The organism is Halorubrum sp. Atlit-28R, assembly GCF_003665955.1.
Taxonomy (GTDB): domain Archaea; phylum Halobacteriota; class Halobacteria; order Halobacteriales; family Haloferacaceae; genus Halorubrum; species Halorubrum tropicale.
Genome location: NZ_QPLS01000011.1, coordinates 98,864 through 114,095, shown reverse-complemented (window position 1 = coordinate 114,095; position 15,232 = coordinate 98,864). Strand labels below are relative to the sequence as shown.

17 protein-coding genes and 1 tRNA gene are annotated in these 15,232 nt (G+C 74.7%); 11 read left to right on the top strand and 7 right to left on the bottom strand.

Going from position 1 to position 15,232, the window contains the following annotated elements; all coding sequences use genetic code 11:
- Positions 1-133: 133 nt before the first annotated feature.
- The 4 genes from DVK06_RS14765 to DVK06_RS14750 form a co-directional block, all read right to left on the bottom strand.
- On the bottom strand, positions 134-412 hold the full coding sequence (locus tag DVK06_RS14765; protein WP_121600843.1) for a hypothetical protein: 279 nt from the start codon (positions 410-412) through the stop codon (positions 134-136).
- A gap of 453 nt (positions 413-865) precedes the next feature.
- Positions 866-947: transfer RNA gene (locus tag DVK06_RS14760), tRNA-Ser, on the bottom strand.
- 27 nt (positions 948-974) lie between these two features.
- Positions 975-1,268: a hypothetical protein gene (locus DVK06_RS14755; RefSeq protein ID WP_053771871.1), complete on the bottom strand. Its 294-nt coding sequence runs from the start codon at positions 1,266-1,268 to the stop codon at positions 975-977.
- Complete coding sequence (locus DVK06_RS14750; RefSeq protein WP_053771872.1) at positions 1,269-1,649, bottom strand: Rid family detoxifying hydrolase; 381 nt, start codon at positions 1,647-1,649, stop codon at positions 1,269-1,271.
- Positions 1,650-1,784: 135 nt separating this feature from the next.
- Between DVK06_RS14750 and DVK06_RS14745 the strand changes: the two genes are divergently transcribed.
- Positions 1,785-2,180 carry a zinc ribbon domain-containing protein gene (locus DVK06_RS14745; protein ID WP_053771873.1) on the top strand — a complete coding sequence of 132 codons (396 nt, stop codon included), beginning with the start codon at positions 1,785-1,787 and terminating at the stop codon, positions 2,178-2,180.
- A gap of 46 nt (positions 2,181-2,226) precedes the next feature.
- Here DVK06_RS14745 and DVK06_RS14740 read toward each other — a convergent pair whose 3' ends face one another.
- Entirely contained in the window at positions 2,227-3,039 is an 813-nt protein-coding gene (locus DVK06_RS14740) for a molybdopterin-synthase adenylyltransferase MoeB (protein WP_121600842.1), read from the bottom strand.
- Positions 3,040-3,158: 119 nt separating this feature from the next.
- On the opposite strand from DVK06_RS14740, the gene DVK06_RS14735 reads away from it, so the two are divergent.
- Positions 3,159-4,295, top strand: coding sequence for a serine hydrolase (locus DVK06_RS14735; RefSeq protein WP_121600841.1), 1,137 nt, complete (start codon positions 3,159-3,161; stop codon positions 4,293-4,295).
- A gap of 24 nt (positions 4,296-4,319) precedes the next feature.
- Here DVK06_RS14735 and DVK06_RS14730 read toward each other — a convergent pair whose 3' ends face one another.
- Together DVK06_RS14730 and DVK06_RS14725 are read right to left on the bottom strand one after the other, a co-directional pair.
- Positions 4,320-5,723: a hypothetical protein gene (locus DVK06_RS14730; protein ID WP_121600840.1), complete on the bottom strand. Its 1,404-nt coding sequence runs from the start codon at positions 5,721-5,723 to the stop codon at positions 4,320-4,322.
- A gap of 123 nt (positions 5,724-5,846) precedes the next feature.
- Complete coding sequence (locus DVK06_RS14725; protein ID WP_049931415.1) at positions 5,847-6,437, bottom strand: 50S ribosomal protein L15e; 591 nt, start codon at positions 6,435-6,437, stop codon at positions 5,847-5,849.
- Between the two features lie 313 nt (positions 6,438-6,750).
- On the opposite strand from DVK06_RS14725, the gene DVK06_RS14720 reads away from it, so the two are divergent.
- The 9 genes from DVK06_RS14720 (at position 6,751) to trxA (ending at position 15,224) form a co-directional block, all read left to right on the top strand.
- Positions 6,751-7,863 (top strand): nicotinate-nucleotide--dimethylbenzimidazole phosphoribosyltransferase, encoded by a 1,113-nt coding sequence (locus tag DVK06_RS14720; RefSeq protein ID WP_121600839.1) that lies wholly within the window; start codon positions 6,751-6,753, stop codon positions 7,861-7,863.
- A gap of 91 nt (positions 7,864-7,954) precedes the next feature.
- Positions 7,955-8,974, top strand: a complete 1,020-nt coding sequence (locus DVK06_RS14715; protein WP_121600838.1) for a CobD/CbiB family cobalamin biosynthesis protein — start codon at positions 7,955-7,957, stop codon at positions 8,972-8,974.
- Positions 8,965-9,774, top strand: a complete 810-nt coding sequence (locus tag DVK06_RS14710; RefSeq protein ID WP_121600837.1) for an adenosylcobinamide-GDP ribazoletransferase — start codon at positions 8,965-8,967, stop codon at positions 9,772-9,774. The genes DVK06_RS14715 and DVK06_RS14710 overlap by 10 nt, the downstream gene beginning before the upstream one ends.
- Positions 9,774-10,493, top strand: coding sequence for an NTP transferase domain-containing protein (locus DVK06_RS14705; RefSeq protein WP_121600848.1), 720 nt, complete (start codon positions 9,774-9,776; stop codon positions 10,491-10,493). Before DVK06_RS14710 ends, DVK06_RS14705 begins: the two co-directional genes overlap by 1 nt.
- A complete protein-coding gene (locus DVK06_RS14700; RefSeq protein WP_121600836.1) occupies positions 10,490-11,563 on the top strand; it encodes an aminotransferase class I/II-fold pyridoxal phosphate-dependent enzyme in 1,074 nt (357 codons plus the stop codon). Before DVK06_RS14705 ends, DVK06_RS14700 begins: the two co-directional genes overlap by 4 nt.
- Complete coding sequence (locus tag DVK06_RS14695) at positions 11,556-12,320, top strand: adenosylcobinamide amidohydrolase (protein WP_121600847.1); 765 nt, start codon at positions 11,556-11,558, stop codon at positions 12,318-12,320. Before DVK06_RS14700 ends, DVK06_RS14695 begins: the two co-directional genes overlap by 8 nt.
- Positions 12,317-13,063 carry a cob(I)yrinic acid a,c-diamide adenosyltransferase gene (locus tag DVK06_RS14690; protein ID WP_121600835.1) on the top strand — a complete coding sequence of 249 codons (747 nt, stop codon included), beginning with the start codon at positions 12,317-12,319 and terminating at the stop codon, positions 13,061-13,063. Before DVK06_RS14695 ends, DVK06_RS14690 begins: the two co-directional genes overlap by 4 nt.
- A gap of 19 nt (positions 13,064-13,082) precedes the next feature.
- Entirely contained in the window at positions 13,083-14,678 is a 1,596-nt protein-coding gene (locus tag DVK06_RS14685; RefSeq protein WP_121600834.1) for a cobyric acid synthase, read from the top strand.
- Between the two features lie 57 nt (positions 14,679-14,735).
- Complete coding sequence (trxA, locus tag DVK06_RS14680; RefSeq protein ID WP_121600833.1) at positions 14,736-15,224, top strand: thioredoxin; 489 nt, start codon at positions 14,736-14,738, stop codon at positions 15,222-15,224.
- Positions 15,225-15,232 lie beyond the last annotated feature (8 nt).

The following is a 15,232-nucleotide window of genomic DNA, read 5'->3' as shown; positions in this document are numbered from 1 at the left end:
CATAACAGCTTCGGTAGACGTGGGCCTGTGGGCCTGCAACAGAACAGTGTACGAACAGATGATGACGGCGCTGTATCCCCGCCCTACTGCGCTACTCGGGCTACGCCCTGCGTTGCTCGTTGAGGACGGGGGCTTAGCGCCTGCATTCAGCTAAATTTCCGTCACCCCTTTCGGACGCATCGACCTCGAACGAGTCCCAGTAGCGTACGCTCTCGGCGGATCGCAGAACGACTTCGAACGTTCGCGCGACGTCTTGACCGTTTGCGATCTCGATCGTGTCGACAACCGTGGGGTCGTTGTCGCTCGCCGTGGAATCACCGCGGAAGTCGGTACAACCCGCGAGACCGACGAGACCGACACCGCTGAGGCTCGCGAGGATCTTACGACGGTCAGTAGAGATATGGGGGACCATTCGCTCAACGGATCTATTTCGGATAGATCTGTTTGTAGTTTTTCACCGTATTTCCGTACTGAATACAAGACAGAAGCGCATCGCGCTCCGAGGATTTCAACGGACTCGAACTGGGTAGACTCGATAATTCCGGCCTCGCTCGTCGCTGTCGGTCCTCGCTCGTTGTTGCGACAGCGAAGCGCCAGGAGAGGGATTTGAACCTCAGTCGTTTCGCTCGCTTCGCTCGCTTCACTCCCTGATTCAAATCCACTCAGTTGGGTTTTCGACGAACGGCTCGCTACGCTCGCCGTGTCGTTCGTCGAAAACGCCAGGAGAGGGATTTGAACCGAAATCAGACGTGCTCGCTCACTTCGTTCGCTGCGCGCGACTGATAGGGTTCAAATCCATCCGCGCATCGCTGTCGCGGTACTCGATCGTCGCTGTCGCTCCTCGCTCGTTGTTGCGACAGCGAAGCGCCAGGAGAGGGATTTGAACCCCCGATCCCGGATGGGAACACGCTTTCCAGGCGTGCGCCTTACCACTCGGCCATCCTGGCTCACGCGGAGATAATCCGGTGCGACTGTTAAGTCCTTCTTTTCGCGCGCACCCGGACCTCGGCGAGATACGTAATACCGGCCGACGCGACCGCGACCGCGAGGGCGACGAGCGCCAGCCCGCCGAGACCGAGCGGTAGCGATCCGGGACCGAGGAGCCGGTACCCCTGCGCGAGCACGAGGAAGGCGAACCCGCCGACGATCCCCCACAGCGCCGCGGAGCGCGCTCGGGCACGCGGGGTGGCCGGCGCGCCGGGCGCGGGGACGGACCCGTCGGTCGCGGCGTCCGACTCGCTCTCCGACCCGCCCTCGCCGTCGGCCATCTACTCGACGACGGCGACGGCCTCGATCTCGACGCCCGCCCCCTTCGGGAGCGCGCCGGCCTCGACCGCGGAGCGGGCCGGCGGCGACGCGTCGAAGTAGTCGGCGTACGTCTCGTTCATCTCGTCGAAGTCGCCGATGTCGGCCATGAACACCGTCGTCTTGAGCACGTCCTCGGGACCGGCGCCGGCCTCCTCCAGCACCGCGAGGAGGTTGTCGAGCGCCTGCTCCGTCTGGACCGCGATCGGGGCGTCGTCGAGCAGGTCGCCCGCGGGCGTCAGCGGGATCTGCCCGGCCGTGAACACGAGGTCGCCGTCGGTCGTCGCCTGGCTGTACGCGCCCACCGCCGCCGGGGCGTCGTCCGTGTGGATCGTCTCTTTCATGCGGGTGCGCCTTCGACCGGCGGCCTCAAGAGTACTCTGGAGCGGGACCGCCGGTCGGCGCGGGGCCCGGATCGCGGTCGCGGACGGTCGGAATCACCGTCAGACACAAGCGCATGGAATGGTAACACTCCACGTATGACGGGAGACCAGCTCCTGCCGCTCGCCGCGATATTCGTCGGCGTGGCGGCGCTGAACCTCGCGGTGACGTGGCTGCTCGTCCGGCGGAACCGCGACCCGGCGGAGCTGCTCGGTTCGGCCGCAACCCGGTCGTCGGACGGCGACGGCGAGGGGCCCGAGGTCGGACCGACGCTCGCGCTCGACGGCGACGCCGGCTCGGCGAGCGGGGCGGGGGAGCCCGACGGGGGCGACCCGCCGCCGCTGGACGCCGACGGCGAGACCGTCGTCTGCCGGCACTGCGGCGCGGAGAACCGGGCGGGGTACCGGTACTGCCGGTGGTGCGTCCGGTCGGGGTTCGTCGACGAGGACGCCGGCGTCACCGCGGGGACCGCGATGGCCGACCGGTCGCTGTGAGCGGTCGGGGCGCGCGCCTCGCGGGGGACGGGGCGAGCGGGCCGACTCAGGCCGCGTCGATCTGACACCCGGCCGCGTAGTCGATGCCGTCGATGCTGTCGATGCCGTCGTCGCCGCACACCGGACAGTCGGGGTTGCGCGCGTACGGCACCGTCTCGAACGAGAGGTCCATCGCGTCGTAGAACAGCATCCGGCCGACGAGCGGGTCGCCCACGTCCATGATCAGCTTCGCGGCCTCGGTCGCTTGGAGGCAGCCGACCGTCCCCGGGAGGACGCCGAGGACGCCCGTGCTCGCGCAGTCGGGCACCGTCCCCGGCTCCGGCGGCTCGGGGAACAGGCACCGGTAGCAGGGGCCGTCCGGCGAGAGCGTCGTCACCTGCCCCTCGAACTTGTAGATGGCGCCGTGCGACACCGGCACCCCCTCGATCCGGGCCGCGTCGTTCACCACGTAGCGGGTGGCGAAGTTGTCCGAGCAGTCCACGACCACGTCGTGGTCGGCGATCAGCTCGCGGGCGTTGCCCGCGTCGAGCCGCAGCTCGTGGCGCTCGACGTCGACGTCGGGGTTGCGGTCGGCGACGAAGTCGGCCGCCGAGTCGACCTTCTTCCGTCCCACGTCGCCGTCGCCGTGGATCACCTGTCGCTGGAGGTTCGAGCGCTCGACGACGTCGTCGTCGACGATCCCGATCGCCCCGACCCCCGCGGCCGCGAGGTACTGGATCGCCGGGGCGCCGAGCCCGCCCGCGCCGACGACGAGGACGCGGGCGTTGAGCAGCCGCTTTTGCCCCTCCGGACCGACGTCGTCGAGGATGACGTGCCGGGAGTAGCGGTCGAGTTGGGTCGCGTCGAGCGAGAGACTCATGCATACGACCTGTGCGGGCGCGGATATAATCGTGTTCCCGGGCTGCGGTCGAGGCGCCGACCCCGGCGGAACGTCGCAGTACGCGAACGACTGAAGGGGGTGAGCACTGAAAGCGAGTTATGTACTTCCCCGACGCGGACGAGTGGGAACGGCGCGACCCCGAGGCGGTCGGGCTCGATCCGGACGCCGTCACGGCCGCAGTCGCCTACCACAAGCTGAACGGGACGCCGCGCGAGCAGATCGACTACGACTTCGCGGACCACGAGACGTGGGACGACGCCGAAGGCGAGCACGGGCAGCGGATCGGGCCCCACCCCGCGCGGCGCGGCGGCCCCGCGGGGCTCGTCCTCAAGGACGGCTACCTCGTCGCGGAGTGGGGCGACACCCGCCGCGTGGACCAGGCGTTCAGCGTCGCCAAGAGCTTCCTCTCGGTCGTCGCGGGCGTCGCGTGGGACCGCGGCGGGATCGACTCAGTCGACGACCCCGTCCGCGAGTACGTCGACGACGGCGGGTTCGAGGGCGACCACAACGGGGCGATCACGTGGCGCCACCTGCTCCACCAGACCAGCGAGTGGGAGGGGACGCTGTTCGGCAAGCCCGACGCCGTCGACCGCAACCGGGCGGTCGGGAAGGACGGCGAGGCGCTCGACAAGTCGGAGACGCGGTCGCTCCGCGAGCCGGGGGCGTTCTGGGAGTACAACGACGTGCGGATCAACCGCCTCTCGCTGGCGCTCCTGCGAACGATCGGCCGGCCGCTCCCCCGCGTGCTCGCCGAGAACGTCATGGAACCCGTCGGCGCCACCGACACCTGGGAGTGGCACGGCTACCACAACTCGACGGTCGACGTGGACGGGACGGCGATGAAGAGCGTCTCCGGCGGCGGTCACTGGGGCGGCGGGCTGTGGATCTCCGCCCGCGACCTCGCGCGGGTCGGCCTGCTGTACCTCAACGGCGGGGAGTGGGACGGGAACCGACTGCTCTCCGAGGCGTGGGTCGATGCGTCGACCGAGCCCTGTGAGGTCAACGAGCGCTACGGCTACCTGTGGTGGCTCAACGAGGGGCGGACGCTGTGGCCGAGCGCCCCCGAGTCAGCGTACGCCGCCCTCGGCCACGGACAGAACACCGTCTGGGTCGACCCCGAACACGACCTCGTCGTCGTGCTCCGGTGGCTGCGCTACGACGAGAACGCCGAAGAGACCGACGCGCGGACCGAACAGGACCGGTTCTACGCGAAACTGCTCGACGGGCTCGACTGAGCCCCGAGAGCGAGGCGCGCCGACTCACTCGGTCGACGCCGCCACGGCGTCGGTCATCCAGCAGTCGTCCACGTCGCCGAGGGAGGTGTCCGTGTCCCCGCTCCCGCCGGCGACGCGCACGAGTCGGAACTCGTACCGACCGGTGACGCTGCCGTTCTCCCGGGTGACGACCTCGACGTAGGCGGCGTCGTCGACGACGTCCGGCACGGAGTACTGGGCGGTGTCGTACGTGAGCATCGGTCCGTACCGCGGCGTCTCGAACAGGTCGGCGTACTCCCCGGTCGAGCCGACCAGGTCCCTGTTCCCCGGCGAGGCGAACGCCCGGAGGGTCCGGATCCCGTCGTTCGTCGCGTTGTCGTTGTAGCGGAGCGCGTTCATCTGGATCTGGACGACCTGGAGCGCGGACCGCTCGCAGGTGGGCGACGGCGCCGTGTTCCGCGCGGCCTCGCCGGTCGGGTCGCCGTCCGCGACCGAGACGGTGTTCGCACCGTCGCCGTCGGTCGATCCGCCGCTCCCGCCGTCGCTCTCGTTCGCCGCTCCCGTCGGGTCCGAGTCGCCCGCGGCCGGGTCGCTCGCCCCGCCGCCCCCCACGCCGGCGAGGCCGTCCGGACCGCCGACCCCGGCGGCGCCGGCGGCGAACCCGGCCCCGGCCGCCGCGACGAGGAGGACGACGACGCCGACCGCCGCGAGGAGCGCCCGTCGGTCCGTCCGTTCGGTCGCCCCGTCGGTCGGAGTCGCCTCGTCGCTCGTCTCGGCCGCGGCGGCGTGGCTCGCGTCGGTCGCGGCCGCCTCGTTTCTCGTGTCCGTCGCGGCCACCTCGTCCCTCGGTCGAGCGTCGGCCCCTGAATCGCCCGACGAACCGGAGGCGGTGCGGTCGGCGGACCGGAGACCCGAACCGGCGTCATCACCGGTGGTTTCGGACGAGGCGGCGCCCGGCGCGGCGGCACCCGACTCGTCGCCGTCGTCCGTCACCGCGTCGGCGTCCGCCGGGCCGGTACCGGAGTCCGGTGCGTCGGCGGCGGGGGCGGCCGCGCTCTCGTAGGCCGCGGACCGGATCGGCACGCCGAGGAACCGGTCGGAAATGTCGTTCGCCGTCGCCGGCGGGACGCCGTACAGCAGGCGCTCTCGGAGGTCGGCCGGGGCCACCACGTCGGCGTCGAACCCGGCGTCGAGGTCGTCGAGCAGCGAGTCGCTCGCGACGACGACGGCGTCCGCCGGGGCGTCGGGGACGGACCCATCGGCGGCCGCGACCGCGAGCAGTTCGGTCCGTCGGCCGCCCTCGGTCACCGTGACCCGCGGCGGGTCGACGTCGACGGCGTCGGCGGTCGCCGCGTACGCCTCGGCGACGAGCGCCGCGAACGCGTCGCCGTCGAGCGACTCGAGTTCGGTCGCGAACGGGTCGGGCGGAATGGGCGCGTTCGCGGTCACGTAACGATCGCCACGTGCGTGAGTATGTGACGCGGTCTCTTTGCTCTTGCGTCGCCGTCGCACGGCGCCGCGGCTCGTCGGGATCGCGGACCGCGAGGAAAAACGTCGGCGTCGTCGGGGACGTTACTTGCCCTGTCGGTCGTTCGAGGTGACGCTCGGGCGCGTCTTCTCCGTGCCCTTGCCGCGCTTGCGCTGGCCGCGGCCCTTGGTGCCGGCGGAGGTGAGGCCGCGGTACGCGCGGCCCTTGTGGTCGTCCGAGCAGATCCAGTTCAGGTCGTCGTCGTTCTCGATCGCGGGGTGGGCGGGGTCCACGAGGATGACCTCGTGCCACTTCTGGGAGCCGTCCTCACCGACCCAGTAGGAGTTGAGCACGCGGAGGTTGCGGTACTTCCGCGAGGCGCGCTCCTCGGCGATGCGCTGGATCGACTTGCGCCGCGAGACGCGGTTGACGCCCTGGCGCTTCGAGCGGCGGCCCGCCTTGAAGCGCTGCTTGCGCGAGCCGCCCTTCCGGACGCTCACGCGGGCGACGATGACGCCCTGCTTGGCCTTGTAGCCCAGTTCGCGGGCCTTGTCCAGCCGGGTGGGGCGCTCGATGCGCTCGATGGCGCCCTGGTCGCGCCACTCCTGTTTGCGCTGCCACTGCAGCTCGGCCAGTTTCCCCTCCTTGGGGGACCGCCACGCCTCCTTGATGTGCGAGTAGAAGCTTCGTGCCATTGTGTGTCCGCGGACGGTTGCGATTCAGCCGCGAGGGGCCACATGTCGTCTCGTCCCGGGCGCGCGTCGGCCGACCCGACGTTCCCGGCGGCGAGTGCCCGCTGTGTCCGCACCAGCGAGTTGGCGGATTTACCCGCGGTCCGCCCTTAACCGCTTCGCTCCGCGGGTCGCGTGCGGAGGAGTGACAGGGAGGCTCGGCTCCGCTCCCGGCGCCCCGCGTCGATCGATTAAAGTTCACTTGTATCGATTAACCGCCAGTGGTACACATCGACGCCGCGCCGGGGCGACGCAGCCTCGACGGAGGGGGTGTCCGGTGGGGGGCGTGACCCTCGTCGTCGTCGCCGGGACGACCGAGACGGCCGCGATCGACGGGATCAGCGCCGCGGGCGCCGACCCAGACCTGCGCGTCCACACGCCGAGCGCCGACCTCGAGATCGTCGCGTCCGGCCGCCCGGGGCCGGGCTCGCCCGTGCCGGTGAGCCCGGGCGGCTGTCCGACCCCCGCGGTCGTCACCCGCGCCGTCCGCGAGCTGCTCGGCCCCGAGTCGCTTCCCGCCGCGTTCGTCGACGCCGGGCTGGGAGCGCCCACCGCGGCCGCGACGCGCGGCGTCGGCGCGGCGCCGGGCGGCGACGTGCGCGACCCGGAACCGGTCCCGGGGGCGGCGACCGTCTTCGAGCGCGCGCGGTCGCTGGCGCCGGCCCTCGCCGCCGGGAGCGGCGACGACGCGGGCGGCGACGGGGCGACCGAGCTCCTCGTCGCGGAGACAATCCCGGGCGGCACGACGACGGCGCTCGGGGTCCTGACGGCGCTCGGCGAGCGCGCCGCGGTCTCCTCGTCGCTCCCGGCGAACCCGATCGAGCGCAAGCGCCGCGTCGTCGCCGAGGGGCTGGACGCGAGCGGCCTCGACCCGGGCGGCGCGGCGGGCGACCCGATCGAGGCGGTCCGGCTGGCCGGCGACCCGGTCCTCGCCGCGGTCGCCGGGCTCCTCGTCGGCTGCGCGGACGCGGGGATCGACGTCACGCTCGCGGGCGGCACCCAGCTCGCGGCCGCGGCGGCGCTCGCGCGGCACGCCGGCGTCGACCGCCGGCTCCCGCTGGCGACCACGTCGCTCGTCGCCGACGACCCCACGGCGGACCTCCCGGCGCTCGCGGGCGACCTCAACCTAGCGCTCGCGGCGGCCGACCCCGGGTTCGCCGAGGGCGACCACCCCGCGCTGGCGGCGTACGCCCGCGGCGAGGCGAAGGAGGGCGTCGGGATGGGCGGGGCGCTCGCGCTCGCCGACCGGGCGAGGGTCACCGACGCCGCCGTCCGCGATCGGATCGCCGCCGTGACCGACCGACTGCTCGCCGAGCGGAGGGCGAGCGACGGGAGCGGCGACGCGGAACCCGGCGGCTCGACGCCGACCGACGGGGGCGACCGGCGGTGAGGGGGCTCGTCGGACACCGGACCCTCGGCACGCACTGCCGCGTCCACGCGACGAGCGACGCGTTCGACGCGTTCCCCGACGAGGTGGAAGGGTGACGGGGACCGGACCGCTCCCGGCCGCGGCGGTCACGCTGGTCGCCCCGCTCGCCGTCGCCGTCGCGCTGGACCTCGCGGTCGCGGAGCCGCCCCGGCGGGTCCATCCGGTCGCGCTGTTCGGGCGCCTCGTCGGGCCCTTCGACCGCGAGTGGGCGCGTCCGGGACTCGTCGGCGCCCCGGTCGCGGTCGCGCTCCCACTTGTTTCGGCCGCGGTCTGCGGCGGGGGCGTCTGGCTCGCGGCCGCCCGCGGGCCGCGAGTCGGCGACGTTCCGGTCCTTGCCGTCGCCGTCGCGGCCGCCGTCTGCTTCTCGGTCGCGAGCCTGCGCATGCTGCTCGACGTGACGAGCGAGGTGGTCGCGGAGAGCGAGGCCGACCCCGACGCGGCCCGGGAGTCCGTCCGGGCGCTCGTCGGGCGCGACCCCGCCGCCCTCTCGCCGGCCGACCTCCGGAGCGCCGCGGTCGAGAGCGCCGCCGAGAACCTCGCGGACGGGTTCGTCGCGCCCCTCGCCTGGTTCGTCGCGGGCGCGACCGTCGCCGTCGCGCTCGCCGCCGCTGCGGGGGGCGCCGCCGCCCCGTCGGCCGCGCTCGCCGCCGGCGTCGCGGCCGCGGCCTGGGCGAAGGCCGTGAACACGCTCGACTCGATGCTCGGCTACCGCTCGAAGCCGGTGGGGCGGGCGAGCGCCCGGCTCGACGACGCCGTCATGTTCCTCCCGGCGCGGGTCGCCGCGTGCTGTCTCGCGGTCGCCGCTCGGTCGCCCGGGAGCCTGCGACGTGCGCGGCCGCTGGCCCGCGAGCCCGCCTCCCCGAACTCGGGGTGGCCGATGGCGACGGCCGCGGTCGCGCTCGGCGTCCGCTTGGAGAAGCCGGGCGCGTACGCGCTCCCCGGGGGACCCGAGCCGCCGACCCCGACCGCCGCCCGGGACGCCGTGCGCCTCGTCGGCGCCGCGGGCGGCGTCGCGGTCGCGGCCGCGGCGGGGTGGCTCCTCGCGCTCGCGGGGGTGGTCGCGTGGTACTGACGGTCGCCGCGCTCCGCGGCGCGCTCGGGTTCTGCTCGCGGGTCCCCGTCGGCCGCGACGAGGCGGCCTGGGAGGCGTTCCGGCGGACGCCGGCGGCGATGCCGGCGGTCGCCTACGCGCTCGGCGCCCTGGTCGCGCTCCCGGTCGCCGCCGCGACGCTGCTCCCGGTCCCGGTCCCGTCCCCCACGGTCGCGGCGGCGGTCCCCGCGTGGCTGTACCTCGTCACCGGGATCACCCACCTCGACGGCGTCGCCGACCTCGGCGACGCGGCGGTCGTCCACGGGGACGCCGAGCGCCGCCGCGAGGTGATGAAGGACTCGGCGCTCGGCGTCGGCGGCGCGCTCGCGGTGGCGCTCGGCGTCTTCGGCCTCGCGACGGCGGCGACGGTGGCGGTGGACCTCGGCCGGCTCTCGCTCGTCGACGCCGTCGCCCTCGTCGTCGCCGCCGAGGTCGGCGCGAGGGGCGCCGCGGCCGCGCTCGTCTGCGTCGGCGAGGCCCCCCACGAGGGGCTCGGCTCGGCGCTGACCGCCGAGTCCGGCCCGCGGGGCCTGATCTGGGTCGCGCTCGCGGCGACCCCCGCCGCGCTGCTGGGCCCCGCCGCGGCCGCGGCGGGCGTCGGATTCGACGCCGCGTTCGTCCCCGGCGCGGCGCTGGCCGCCGCGGGCGCCGTTGCCGTCGTCGGGCTGGCGTGGGCGAACGCGCGCCTCGGCGGGGTCAGCGGCGACGTGCTCGGCGCGACGACCGAGGTCGCCCGGGTCGTCGGGATTCACGCGGGGGTGATCGCGTGGACGCTCTCGTGATGTGCGGCGGCCGCGGCACCCGGCTCGGCGAGGGCGAGAAGCCGCTCGCGGCGGTCGCCGGGCGGTCGATGGTCGACCGCGCGCTCGACGCGCTCGCCGCGAGCCGAGTCGAGACGGCGTACGCCGCCGTCTCCCTGCACGCGCCGCGGACGCGCGAGCGACTGGTCGCGCGGCGGGACGGGAGTGCCGACGATCCGGACTCGGAAGCGGTCGACCTCCGGGTGGTCGACACGCCGGGCGACGGGTACGTCGCGGACCTCCGGGCGGCCCTCGGAGCCGGACCGGACGCGCCGGCGCTCACCCTCGCGGTCGACCTGCCGCTGCTCGACGGTCCGGCGGTCGACGCGGTCCTCGGCGCGCACGCCGCCGCCGACGCCGACGCGCTCTCGGTCCGCGTGCCCGCGGCGCGCAAGCGGGAGCTCGGCGCGAGCGCCGACGCCGCGACGCGGTACGACGAGGCGGACGACGGCGAGGCGAGCGGGGGAGTCGACGGCGACCTCGTGCCCGCCGGGATCAACGTCGTCGGCGCGCTCGACGGCGCGGGCGACGAGGCCGTCCGGGCGACCCGCGACGCGCGCCTCGCCGTCAACGTCAATCGCCCCGGGGACCGCCGGCTCGCGGAACGGCTGCTCGGCGGCGACGGACCCGAACCGCTCCCGACCGGCGGGGTCGACTGGCTCGACGCGACGGCGACGCGCGAGGGAGGTGGGCGGTCGTGAACCGCGAGCGCGCCGCGGCGCTCGGCCGCGAGCCGCACGGGAGCAGCGACGACCCCGACCTGCTGGACTTCAGCGCGAACGCGAACCCCGAGGTCCCCGACGGCGTTGAGCGCGTCTACCGGGCGGCGTTCGAGCGGGCGCGGACGTACCCGCCCGAGCCGCCGGCGGCGTTCCGGCGCGCGGCCGCCGACTACGTGGGCTGCGACCCCGGGGACGTGGTCCCGACTCCGGGCGGGCTGGCGGCGATCCGGGCCGCGGTCGCGCTCGCGGTCGACGAGGGCGACACCGCCCTGGTCCCGGCGCCGAGCTTCGGCGAGTACGCCCGCGAGGTCCGGCTCCGGGGCGGCGAGCCGTCGTTCGCCGACGCCGACCGCGTCCTCGACGCCGACCCGAGCGGTCACGCGCTCGCGGTCGTCTGTACCCCGAACAACCCCACCGGGACCGGCTACGACCGCGACGCGTTGCTCGCGTTCGCGGAGCGCTGTCGGGCGGCCGGGACCGTCCTGCTCGTCGACGAGGCGTTCCTCGGGTTCACCGAGCGCGCGTCGCTCGCGGGGACCGACGGCGTCGTCGTCGCGCGGGCGCTCACGAAGCTGTTCGGGCTCCCCGGAATCCGGGCCGGCTTCGCGGTCGCGACGGGCGACCTCGGCGCGGCGCTGCGGGGCGCCCGCCGGACGTGGAACCTGGGCGCGCCGGCGCTCGCGACCGGCGAGTACTGCCTCCGGCAGGAGGAGTTCGTCCGCGAGACCCGCGAGCGCGTCAGGCGGGAGCGCGACCGGCTGCGGGCCGCGCTCGGCGAGCGCTACGCGGTGGCCCCCTCGGAGGCGCCGTACCTCCTCCTCGACGTCGGCGACCGCGACGTGGACCGCGTGATCGAGCGGGCCCGCGACCGGGGCGTCGCCGTCCGCGACGCGCGGTCCTTCCGCGGCCTCGACGCGCACGTCCGGGTCGCGGTGCGCCGCCCGGCCGAGAACGACCGGCTCCTCACAGCGCTCGGGGTCGGCGACGAAGCGGGAGATGACGGCGGTTCGAGCGGTGGCGGAAGCCGAGGTGCGGACGCCGATGTTTGAGGCGACCGTCAGCGAGGGCGTCCTCCGGCTCCGCCGACCGGGGACGCGCTGGCTCTCGACCGGCTGGGACGGCGGGCGGTCGCGGGCGGCGGCCGCGTACAACGTCACCGTCTCGGAGGGGTTCGACCGGACGGACCTCGCGGCCTACCGCGACGAGCGACTGGCGCGGGCTGGATTCGCCGGCGATGCCGACGACAGCGTCGGCGACGGCGGTAGCGGAGACCGAAACCCCGACGCCTCCCCGGCGCTGTTCACGGGCGTCTCGATGGACCACGCCAGGGGGGCGCGGCTCGGACCCGCCGTCGCGTACGCGACCGTCGGCCTCTCGAACCCCGCGATGCTGCCGGCGGATCCGGCCAGCGCGGCCGAGTCGCAGGGGCCGACGGAGGCCGCGGAGGGCCCGCCCGGCCCCGGAACGGTCAACCTGGTCGTCGGGACGACGCGGCGACTGGCGCCCGGGGCCGCGGCGAACCTCGTCGCGGTCGCGGCCGAGGCGAAGGCGGCGACGCTGCTCGCGGCGGCCGGCGTCCCGGGGACGACGAGCGACGCGGTCGTCGTCGGCGACGACCCCGAGGACGAGCCCGCGGCGTTCTCCGGCAGCGCCACGGCGGTCGGCGGGGCGGCCCGCGCCTGCGTCCGGGACGCGGTCCGCGCGAGCCTGCGGTCGCGGTACCCGGACGGCGACGTGCCCGGCCCGGCGGCCGACGCCGAACACGGCGTCGTCACCGACGAGCGGGCGGAGGTCTTCGACCCATGACACCGAACGACAACACCACCGACGAGGCATCGACCGACGAGAACGGCGAGGGCAGCGAGCGCGACGCGACCCCGGCCGCCGACCGGAGCCGCACCCCGGGCGGCGGCGAGGCCCCCGAGCCCGAACCGATCGAGCCCGCCGCCCCCGAGGAGTTCGGGCTCGTTCAGGCCTGGTGGGGCGACGGGAAGGGGAAGACGACCGCGGCGATGGGGATGGGATTCCGCGCCGCGGGCCACGGCTACCGCGTCCACATGCTCCAGCTGATGAAGGGCGGCGCCGACAGCGTCGAGGGCGTCCGCGGCGAGTACAACGCCATCGCCGCCGTTCCGGGGTTCACCTACGAGAACGCCGGTCACTACGGCTGGCACGGCCTGCTCGACGGCTCGGCCGACGACGAACACGAGGCGAAGGCGGCCGCCGCCTTCGAGCGCGCGGAGGAGCTCGTCGCGGGCGCGGCCGACGTGGACCTGACCGAGCCGCTCCCGCTCGACGGCGACCCCGAGGACGGCGTCCACATGCTGATCGTCGACGAACTGCTGTACGCGGCCGACCGCGGGCTCGTCGCCCCCGACGACGTCGTCGCCCTCGCCGAGTCGAAGCCGGGCGACCTCGAACTCGTGCTCACCGGGAGCCACGCCGAGCCCGCGTACCTCGACGGCGTCGCCGACCTGATAACGAACGTCCGCAAGGTCGCGCACCCGTTCGACGACGGCCGGCGCGCCCGGCGCGGGACGGAGTACTGACGATGGGGGGCGGGGTCGCGTGACCGACGGCGAGACGGCGGCGGCCGAGGGAGACGCCCGCACCGTCCTGATCGCGGGGACCGCGAGCCACGTCGGCAAGAGCACGCTGGCGGCCGGGCTCTGTCGGCTGCTCGCGCGGCGCGGCGTCTCGGTCGCGCCGTACAAGGCCCAGAACATGAGCAACAACGCGCGGGTCGCGCTGACGCCCGACGGCGAGTGGGGCGAGGTCGGCGTCTCCCAGCACGTCCAGGCGCGGGCGGCCGAGGTCCCGGCGACGACGGACATGAACCCCGTGCTGCTCAAGCCCCGCGGCGGCGGCGAGAGCCAGGTCGTGATCGACGGCGAGGCGGTCGCGAACGCCCCGGCGAGCGAGTACTACGACGACCGCTGGGAGGCGGCGCGCGCGGCCGCGGTCGCGGCCCACGAGCGCCTCGCGGCCGGCCACGACGTGATCGTCGCGGAAGGCGCGGGCAGCGTCGCCGAGATCAACCTCCGCGACCGCGACCTCGCGAACGTCGAGTGCGCCCGGTTCGCGGACGCCGACGTCCTGATCGCGGTCGACATCGAGCGCGGCGGGGCGTTCGCGAGCCTCTACGGGACCCTCGAACTGCTCCCCGACGACCTCCGCGAGCGCGTCCGCGGCGCCGTGATCACGAAGTTCCGCGGCGACCCGGGCCTCCTCGAACCCGGCATCGAGGAGATAGAGGCGCGGACGGGCGTGCCGGTGGTCGGCGTCGTCCCGCACGACGACCCCGGGCTCCCGGCCGAGGACAGCCTCTCGCTGCCGGACGCGGAGGAGGACGGACCGGGCGGGAGCGACCGCGGCGGGGGCGTCCTCGGGAGCGACGACGGCGTCGCCGACGACGCGGCCGTCCGGGTCGGGGTCCCGCGGCTCCCACGCATCTCCAACTTCACCGACCTGGAGCCGCTGGCGCGCGAGCCGGGAGTCCGCGTCGCCTACCTCCCGCTCGACGCCGCGCTCGACGGGGTCGACGCGGTCGTCCTCCCCGGGTCGAAGAACACGGTCGACGACCTGCTGGCGCTCCGCGACGCCGGCTTCGACGCGGCGCTGCGCGCGTTCGACGGCCCCGTGGTCGGCGTCTGCGGCGGGTACCAGATCCTCGGCGAGCGGCTCGTCGGCGCCGCCGTCGAGGGCGTCGGCGACCGCGAGGCGGTGCCGGGGGTCGGGCTCCTCCCCGTCGAGACCGAGTTCTCGACGGAGAAGCGCGTCGAGCGCGTGACGTGCGCCGTCGAGGGCGTCGGACCGATCGCCGGCGCCGCGGGGCGCGCGACCGGGTACGAGATCCACGCCGGGCGGACGCGGCGCCTCGGCGACGCGGCCGACGAGGGGGCGGAGACCGCGGTCGCGACCGAACCGCTCGGCGCGGGGAGCGTCGCGACCGAGCGCGTCCTCGGGACGTACCTCCACGGGCTCTTCGAGACGGCGGCCGTGCGCGACGCCTTCGTCGAGCGGGTCTTCGCGCACGCGGGGCTGGCGCGTCCAAACGGCGCGGCGACCGACCGCTCGCCGTACGACCGCGCGGCCGACCTCGTCGCGAAGCACGTGGATCTGGGCGCGGCCGGGCTCGACGGCCTCCTCGGGCCGACGGAGTGACGCGCGAGCGGATCCGGCGGCGGAAGGTATATTGTTCTAAGTCTCCAATACTGTGATATGAGCGACGCAGCCGACGCGGACGAACCGACGGGCGACGACGCGAAGACCGAGCGCGAGCGCATCCGCGAACGGAAGCGGCGGGAGCTCGAGGCGCGCCTCGGCGACGGCGAGGCGGTCGACGGGAGCGCCGGACCCGACGCCGGCGACGACCGCGGAGCGGCGGCCCCGAGCGAGCCGATCCACGTGAACGGGACGGACGAGCTCCGGCGCGCGGTCGACGAGCACGACGTGGTCTTGGTGGACTGTTACGCCGACTGGTGCGGGCCGTGTCAGATGATGGAGCCGGCGATCGAGGCGCTCGCCGCCGAGACCGACGCCGCGGTCGCGAAGGTGGACGTCGACGCGAACCAGGCGGTCGCCCAGCAGCTGGGCGCGCGCAGCATCCCGACGCTCGTCCTGTACGCCGACGGCGAGGCGGTCGACCGCTTCGTCGGCGCGCAGGACCGCGCGACGCTGGAGTCCGCGATCGCCGAACACGCCGCCTGAGGCGAGCC